Origin of the sequence: Cyanobium sp. HWJ4-Hawea (genome assembly GCF_024345815.1) — a bacterium.
GTDB lineage: Bacteria > Cyanobacteriota > Cyanobacteriia > PCC-6307 > Cyanobiaceae > Cyanobium_A.
On sequence record NZ_JAGQBV010000073.1, the window covers coordinates 1 to 8213 of the forward strand.

General features: G+C 53.2%; 6 protein-coding genes. 3 read left to right on the forward strand and 3 right to left on the reverse strand.

Annotation, left to right across the window (positions count from 1 at the left end; all coding sequences use genetic code 11):
- The first annotated feature begins 166 nt into the window (after positions 1–166).
- The 3 genes from KBY58_RS12100 (at position 167) to KBY58_RS12110 (ending at position 5408) form a co-directional block, all read left to right on the forward strand.
- Entirely contained in the window at positions 167–1150 is a 984-nt protein-coding gene (locus tag KBY58_RS12100) for an SDR family NAD(P)-dependent oxidoreductase (RefSeq protein WP_255004576.1), read from the forward strand.
- 146 nt (positions 1151–1296) lie between these two features.
- Positions 1297–2049, forward strand: coding sequence for a glycosyltransferase family 2 protein (locus KBY58_RS12105; protein ID WP_255004577.1), 753 nt, complete (start codon positions 1297–1299; stop codon positions 2047–2049).
- Between the two features lie 140 nt (positions 2050–2189).
- On the forward strand, positions 2190–5408 hold the full coding sequence (locus tag KBY58_RS12110) for an autotransporter domain-containing protein (protein ID WP_255004579.1): 3219 nt from the start codon (positions 2190–2192) through the stop codon (positions 5406–5408).
- Between the two features lie 121 nt (positions 5409–5529).
- Here KBY58_RS12110 and KBY58_RS12115 read toward each other — a convergent pair whose 3' ends face one another.
- From KBY58_RS12115 to KBY58_RS12125, 3 genes are all read right to left on the reverse strand, one after another.
- Complete coding sequence (locus KBY58_RS12115) at positions 5530–6327, reverse strand: YcgJ family protein (protein ID WP_255004580.1); 798 nt, start codon at positions 6325–6327, stop codon at positions 5530–5532.
- 108 nt (positions 6328–6435) lie between these two features.
- A complete protein-coding gene (locus KBY58_RS12120) occupies positions 6436–7527 on the reverse strand; it encodes an AAA family ATPase (protein WP_255004581.1) in 1092 nt (363 codons plus the stop codon).
- On the reverse strand, positions 7518–7922 hold the full coding sequence (locus tag KBY58_RS12125) for a hypothetical protein (protein WP_255004582.1): 405 nt from the start codon (positions 7920–7922) through the stop codon (positions 7518–7520). Before KBY58_RS12125 ends, KBY58_RS12120 begins: the two co-directional genes overlap by 10 nt.
- Positions 7923–8213: the final 291 nt, after the last annotated feature.

Here is an 8213-nt window from a genome sequence, read left to right on the forward strand (position 1 = left end):
ATATCTATTAATTGGCTGCAAAACGCCACGCCCGCCTCCACCAGGGCCAGCCGGGCCACCATCGAGTAATAGGAAGGTGCCGCGTGCAGCAGCACAAGCTCTTGATCGCCCATCGACCAATCATCGCAGGGCAGCGGCAAAATGAAAGCCAATCGAGGCGGGTTCCATGGGGAGTGACGGGAACCAGCCAAGCCTGCACATCCTGATCACCGGCGCCAGCTCCGGGATCGGCTTCGAAGCGGCAAGCCAGTTGCTAGCAGCTGGCCATCAACTAACCCTGCCCTGCCGGGATGGGGCCACGGCCACTGGGCTGCGCAACCGCCTAGGCCTGCGCCAGGGCCTGGAAAGCCAGATCCAAACGCCGATCTGCGATCTGGCGGATCTGGGCAGTGTCCTGGAGTTCGGCCAATCCTTGCTCCAGGCAGGCAAACCCATTGACAGCCTGGTGCTCAACGCAGGCCTGCAATACAGCGGCGCCGCCGAGCCGCGATGGTCGGCCCAGGGCTTTGAGCTGACGATCGCCGTAAACCATCTGGCCCACCAGGTGCTGCTGCAGCAGCTTTTGCCCCTGCTGAAGCAGGCCAGCAAGCCGCGGCTGGTGGTTACGGGCTCGGAGGTGCACGACCCCAGCACCCCTGGCGGCAAGGTCGGCCAGGCTGCCGGGCTTGGGGATTTAGCCGGGCTGCGCCAGGGCCCGGGGGCGCCGATGCTCGATGGGATCAGCCGCTTCAATGCCGAAAAGGCCTACAAGGACAGCAAGCTCTGCAACCTGCTGATGGCCCAGGAGCTGGAACGCAGACAAAGGGGACAAATCCAGGTGCTGGCCTGGAGCCCGGGGCTGGTGATCCCCCGCCAAGGCGGCGGCTTCTTTCGCTACAGCCGCAGCCACAACCCCTTGGGCCAAGCCCTCTTTGCCCTTGCGGCAAGAGACCTGCTGCGGGTCTGCGAAACACCCCAAAAAGCGGGGACACTGCTGGCGGGGCTGGCCAGCAATTTCCCAAACCACCAGCCTGGCTTTGGCTACTGGAGCAACAGGGTGCTGGGCCCCGGCAGGCTGGAATTTGGGCCATCCGAGCCCAGTGCTGAGGCCAAATCCGAAGCACTAGCCCGTGAGCTATGGGACCTCAGTGAGCGCTGGGGAAGGAGCTAGGCCAAATCTGCGCGAACCAACATCACAGCAACGGTGAAGCAACGGCGCAGAGATGAAGCCGCTAAGGTAATTGAATGAATAATATAGTTGGCAAAATATCAAGTTTTAAGCGACAAATCGATGCCTCCATAGTACGTAGGCATTAGATGACCGTAAGCGTAATAACCCCCACCAGGCTCCTGCCAGATCGCCTGGAGATGCTGGAGGAGCTAAATCAAAGCCTCAAAAATAATGACTGCGATATTGAGCACGTAATAGTTGTAGACGGAACAAAACAGGAGTTCCTGCCCATAGATTTCTGTAAGTCTGCTACCATAATTTATACAGAACGCCCCGTGGGCCAGGCGGCAGCGCGAAACCTAGGGCTTGCCGTGGCAAAGGGCCGCTGGATTACCAGTGCAGACGACGACGACTGGCTCCACCCCCATTCAATAGACAAACGCCTTGAAGCAATCAATTGCAACCATGGCGCACTATGGGCGGCGGGTTATTGCACCGATGACCACAAGCTGGATCCCGCAATAGTGGCCCCTGGCCCCAGTGCGGCTGGGGATATCTGGCGGGCCTGGCCCAGCCCAAGCGACAGCATTCCCCTCGGCCCGACCACCCTGCTGGTGGAGGCAAATTTGCTTAAAAAAGCTGGTGGCTGGATGGGGCTCCCCCAGGCAGAAGACATTGGCATGATGATGGCAGTTACATCAATGGCGCCAGGCGTAGTAATTGGGTCCTACGTTTATCACATCCGCCTCCATGGCGGCCAGATGACCAAAACTAAATGGTTCAATGATCTGGAGCTACTGTCACGAAAATCCGCCTGGGAAAGGGGCGAACAGATCCTTGCTCGCACGCAAATTCATATCCAACAGGAAGCCCTAGATCTGCTGGTACTGGCAGGCTGAGAGCTCAAAACAACAAACGTGGACTTTTAGAAAAAGTCATACGGAAAATTCCTGCAATGTGACAGAGAACCAAGAGCCACATTCCTAGCCCCTCACTACATAGCGCCAACTACAATGGAAATCTTTAAGGGACTGAAGGATTGAAGGGGCAGCATTTAAAAAAGGTAAGGCATCTAACGCCCGCACTCTTGGCGATAGGCAGCCTGATCACTGGGATTAATGAAAGCAGCCTCGCCAACCCAATACCAGCATCAATACCTGTTGTAGTCGATGGCATTAGCTACAACATCCAGCTAGTGCAGGGCTTCCCAAGCGATCCAGCCCTCCTTTCACGCATCAGGGTATCTCCATGGATCGGCACCCATGACGACTCGACAGAAGCACGCAAGTTCTCAGCTGCTCTTAATCCACCAGGGACCAGCTACCTATTTGGCACGACCTATGGCTGCAGCAATAGCCTCTACACCGAAACAAGGTATGGGATATGGTGCCCATTCTTTGTAAATAACTATTCACCATACAATGATACGATAAATATAACTTCAAGTCCGGTCAGTATTGACAGTGGAGACTCACCCGTCCAAGCACCATATACTCCCTTTATAAATTACTTGCTAAACGCTTATGGCTACTACGCCGTAGCTGCGTCGCCAATTATTGCAAGGGGTAACGTAGCAGGGGGTAGCGGCCTTAACCTGTCATCGAACCTTTTGATAACACCTGAGATACTAACTCCTGTATTTGCAGGGGGAACACTTACGGTCGACAAAAGCTACACATCCATTACTCAGAACTTCGCGCTTAACGACTCGGCAACCAACAAAATTGATTCAAATGGCAATGCAAGTATATTCAGCGGTGTTTTCAGCGACTTAAATGTTGGGACCCCGGGCAACATTACCTTTAGCGACAGCAGCGGCACAGGTGCGACTACAACGTTAACGGCTAGCAATATCTATAGCGGTTTCACAGATATAGCTTCCGGCCGCCTACTAGCCGGCGCGAACGAAGTAATTCCAAATCAATCAGCAGTCTCGATTCAACCTGGGGCAACACTTGACCTAACAGGAAGAAATGAAACCGTTGGCTCCATAGAAGGTGGTGGAAGCATTGAATTGAATAGTGGCACAGGCGTAGGCTCACTGATTGTTGGCCAAAACTATCGAACTACCACGTTTACCGGCGTAATCGGTGGTGTCAACGGCACATTGACTAAAATTGGATCTGGAAAACTAACATTAAGTGGCCAAAGCACATACACCGGCAACACCGAGATTAATGCAGGAGTACTTGAGATAAACGGTACGATTCAATCGAATACAACTGTTAAAACCCAGGGAGTACTAGGCGGTATCGGCACAATATCTGGCTCTGTCCAGAACCTCGGTATTGTTTCACCAGGTAAGAGCGGGGTGAGTGGAGGCGAGATAGGAACATTAATTGTTGATGGCAACTACGAGCAAACTCCTAGCGGTACATTACTAATTGAAGTCAACGGAACAAGTAGCGATCAATTAAAGCTTACCGGCGCCAATCGAACTATTCTTGTCGAAGGCAATCTTGATATCGAGTCGCTGCAGGGAACATCAATCACACCAGGAATTGCCTACACAGCAATAGATGTGCCAGCTGGTACGCGGGGAGGTGAATTAGGGCTTAATACGAAGCTTGGTGTAGTTGGCAGTTCAGGTTACGACTTTCTACGAGAGACCGATCCTCGCTTTAGCTCACTGAAAGGTGCGATTAAATGCACAGGTATAAATGATCCAAACTGCACAAAGCTTCAGTTCGGGTGGGTTCAGAAACAAGCAGTAGTTGATCCAACTCCAACTCCAACACCGACTCCGGCCCAACCTGACATTCCGGTAAGCCTCCCACCAGGGCAAGCGACAATTAATACAGTAAAAGCAACTGGTGGTGGCATTACACAAGCCGCCGCTGGCAATCCCGTAACCAACGAGAAAAGGTGCGTACTTAATAGTGGAGATGCCAATGCCTGCAAAAATATAAATACACCAGGGACAGGAGTAAACGGAAGCACAAATAATAATGTCGGCATAGCAAAAGCTATTGATGCAGGAGCAAGTTCACTCCAAGGTGCGGTTCAGCAAGGAGTCACAGGTGGAGTACCAATTCCAACCACTCAGGGAACAAATTCTGGTTACACATCGTCTCAGACGGATGCGGCTCTTCTGCCAGCAGACTTTGTCAATGTACTTGGAGCTCTCTACTCACTACCCACCAGGTCTTCATTGAATCAGGCGCTTCACCAAATCAGCGCAGAGCCCTATGCATCAATGCAATCAGTGGCACTTCAAGCTATGGAACAATTCCGAAAAAATACATTGGCACTTTCATCCAATAGCAATTCAAGCCGTTTTATTATTGAAACCGATGCCTGCACACTACCGGATGGTTCATTTATTAAAATAAATAGCCAAAACCGTCCAGCAGACTGCAAGCCCAAGAAAATCAAGCAAGCAACTCGCTGGTCTCTATTAATCGATGCCGACAACAGCCAAGCATCACTAGATAGCAACAATGATCTTGCATCCTTAGACTATAATATTTTTCAGTCAACCTATGGCCTTCAATTCGATGCCTCCGAGAAGCTAAGCGTTGGAGCCGCTTTCGGCTATGGACAGGCGAATCTTTATAACTACGAATATGCCAGCACAAGCATTAATTCAAATACTTTTTCTGGAGGACTATGGGGAGTTTATCAGCCAAGTGAAACCTGGAAACTTAAGGCGCTAATCGGATATACCAACCTCCAATATCAATCGAATCGAAATATCGCTTTTGGAGACATCAACCGAGCCGCCACTGCCAACTGGTCAGGGAACGGATTCACCTCTGCGATACAGGCCGAATACGACTGGATTTTGAACAAGAGCCAAGACACCAAAAATTCCATAAGAATCAAACCAACTGCACAAATTGCCTATAGCCTTCACAACCAGGGCACTTTCCAAGAGAGTGGTGCAGACTCCCTAAATCTCACAATAAAAGGACATACCGCAGATTCACTTTTGGCTGGCCTGGGTGCCACATTGGAAACGCCAATCAAGCTGAACAAATCAAATCGAATCATTCCTCGTCTTTCAATTGCTTATCAATACGATTTTATGGGTAATAGCAATACGGAGCGGGGCCTCAGCTCTTCCTTTACACAAATACCTGCCCTTGGCTCAATCGATGTAACCGGGCAAAATAGCGGCATCAACAATGTTAGCCTTGAACTAAACATAGAATACGAAACATCCGAAGCATTCTCTCTTTACGCAGGAGTTGGTGGCAGTATTTGGAGCAATGGTCAGCAGGTAAATTATGGCGGTGGCTTACGCTGGAAATTCTAGAGGAGCCAATTCTCTAAATAAGCAGGGCTAATTCGCCCGTATCTTAAGAAACAATCAAAAAAGGATAGATGCTTGCTGAGAAGCAAACATCTATCCTTTGCTGTATCAATGCTGAAGCTACTTACTTAAACAACCCCTTCAGCAGATTGCCGATGCCGGTGCCTAGGGCATCACCAGCAGCAGCTCCAGCGTTATTACCGTTGGTGTGCATCACCGACAGTGAGTTGTTTTGCCAGCGCAGGTAGTTGGTGGTGCCTGAATCCGAACGGCTCACTGGATAGGTGTAGCCATCGGGATCTTGAATCGTTGTCCTGCCATCTGCAGTGACAAACTGATAGCTGGTTCCGTTATTAAAATTCAACACAAAACGCACCTTATCCTTATCGGTACGGGTCACAGTACGAATATCGCATGATCCCGAATAGGTCTTACTGTTTCCCTTAAACAGCGTGCAATAGCCCACCTCCTGCTTCTCCACCTTGTTACCCCCGCTGGGATAGTTGCCACCACTGGGATAGCCCCCACCGGACGGGGAACCTCCACCATTTGAGAACAGCTGCTGGCTGAGCCGGTAATCGGGTTGGCCCTTGCTCCAGCCATCACTCCAGCAGAGCCTCTGGCCCACACTGCAGGCGGCACCGTTGCTGAGCCGAAACTCCGTGGGTGCCGGACGGCCATCAAGATTGGTCAGCAGGTTTTGCTCCGCCTGGGGGCCGTAGTACTCCCGGGTAATGCCCAGTGAAAGCCCGTAGCTGTCGTAGCAGGAAGGCACGCCCCGACCCGGATCGCAAACCACTCCCGGCCGGGGGTAGTTGAGGCTCTGGGCATGGCTAGGGGGAGCGGAGGCTATCCCCGCGCAGAGCAGCGAGCTAAAGATGGCAATCTGCCCAATTTTGGAGCGAAAGGCGGAAGTGATCACAGGCCTAAAAAAAAGACAATATTGTTCTAGCGACCCAACCGGACGTTGCCTGGAATCTTTGCCTTCAGTCGCACTCCCTTGAGCATGCGCCTATTTAGGAAAGGCACCTTACGGCCATCGCCAGGCTGCTTTTTCCAAGATACTTTGGCCTGGCAAATCTGTGGCCCCAGCATCGCGCTCAAGTCTGTGGTGGCGGCAGCCCTCTACAGCTGAGAGAGCCTCAATCAATTCCAGATTGTGGGCAATCACCCAAATTTGAGTTAGCTGGGATATCTTGCCAATTTGCTGCGCCAGGGGCGTAATTAATCCTGGATGCAAACTATTTTCAGGCTCATTCAATACCAACAGGGGCGGCAGGCGCGGGCTATATAGGGCGGCCATAAGTAGTAGATAACGCATGGTGCCATCCGAAAGCTCGGAGGCATCAAGGGCCCTAAGCAAACCGGGTTGCTTCATCTGAAGCCGGAAGATGGCCGTGCTTTTGTCTACGAAAATCTCACAACCTGGGAAGGCCGCATCGATCGCCATCTGCAGTCCCTCCCAATCGCCGATCTCCTGAATAGTTCTGATTGCCGCGGGTAAATCGTGGCCATCACCGCCCAGGGCGATGCAACGGGTGGCGATGCCTGGATTGCGGGCTGGGGCGCCGGCATCGGAGCGAAACCCGTCATAGAAGCGCCAGCTCTGGATCAGGTCGCGCAACACATACACCTCAGGTGCCTCACGGGGATCGATGCCACAGTTGAACAAGCCCCCAGATGCAACACCGCTTGGGTCCACACCTGCCTGCAGGGCACCGGCCCGCTCGGTCAGCAGGGCTCTGGGATGGAAGGCAGATCCCGCCCATATCCACTCGTGCTTGATTTCGGGATCCAGGGCAAACGCCGAATGGGGGTCCTGGGGGTAGCCGAGCTCAATTGCATAGGAGAGTTCATCGGTGGCAAAACCAAGCCGTAACCGCGCTGCCTTGTGGTGGTTGCCTACGTCCTGGCCCGCCCACATCACCGCCGGCAGACCACCTTCCTGGGCCAGGGCCGTGATTAGTCGCCCCTGGGCAACGGCGGAAAGCAGGCGTAGGGAGCGGTAGAGATTTGATTTACCCGAGCCATTCAGCCCCGTGACCAGGGTGAGCTTGCCCATCGGCAGCACAAGTTGGCGCAGTGAGCGATATCCGCTCACCGCCATGTGGGTTAGCGCCATCGCCTACTCCAGCGGGCGCCATTTGTAAGTACGGCCGCAATACAGCCCCGTGGCAATAGGGCAAAGGGCAAGATCCACACCACCTGGGTAAATAAAATTGGTACGTAGATAGTCAGGGCTAGCAGCGACAAAATGCCAGCCGTAGCGGCATCGCTGCAGACCAGCTGCCACCAAGACCTACCCCTTGCCTGCCATGCAGCCGTGGCAATGGTGGGGCACCAGGCCGTCCAAAGGAGGATCCAGCGGATGCTGTCGGCGCTGGGCCTGCTGTTCCCATCGGCTCCCCCCAGCTGGGGCAACAGCCCAACCCAGAGCAAACCCACGGCCAGCTGAATCAACAGAAAAGCCCGATCAAACCTTTGCTTTTCTGGCCCTGAACTGGATTTATGGGTCACCAAGATTGGGTAAATATTGAGGGTGAAAGCCACAGCTAGCCCGGAGGCCTTTACTGGCTTCCCTGCCATTCCACTCTGGCTGAAGACCGACCAACATCCACGGAACCCTATGGAGCACCGCGCTCCATGCCGTGATTTCCACTCCAGCCAGCCAGCAACTGATTCAGTTGCCAGTTCCCTACTTGTCCCAACGCGATAGCGCCACCTCCCAGGGCGAGCGCATGTGCTTTTCATCCAGCTGCGCGATGGCCGCAGCCTTCCTCAAACCAACAACCCTGGCAGGTTCAGCAC